The sequence below is a fragment of the Halomonas sp. SIMBA_159 genome (genome assembly GCF_046536035.1).
Classification (GTDB): Bacteria; Pseudomonadota; Gammaproteobacteria; order Pseudomonadales; family Halomonadaceae; genus Vreelandella; species Vreelandella venusta_A.
The window spans coordinates 1-265 of sequence record NZ_JAWJBT010000751.1 but is presented as its reverse complement, the minus strand read 5'-3'; the positions used below and the strand labels follow the sequence as shown (position 1 = coordinate 265).

Annotated in this window: 1 pseudogene; it reads right to left on the bottom strand. The window is 47.5% G+C overall.

Features of this window, described 5'->3' with window-relative positions:
• A pseudogene (locus R0J87_RS21205) lies at positions 1-238 on the bottom strand (hypothetical protein); the annotation flags it as partial.
• Between the last annotated feature and the right edge of the window lie 27 nt (positions 239-265).

The following is a 265-nucleotide window of genomic DNA, read 5'->3' as shown; positions in this document are numbered from 1 at the left end:
CCCGGTAGACGCCAGAGGTCACCAGTCGTGTAGTTTTAAGTGGATTGATTGCCGTCTTCGCACGGGCAAAGGCCATGATGCCAGCCAGCCCGAAACCGACTGCCAATACACTGAATACCCATTCCAATAAAATCTTGCCGGGAAAACTGAAACGCCATAGCGGAAAATACTGAGCCAGCAAATACATTGCAGCCAGGGTAATTAAAAACACTAAAGGGGGCGTAAGTCTGAATCTCATCTTATATCCCTTAATCACAGTCAACAG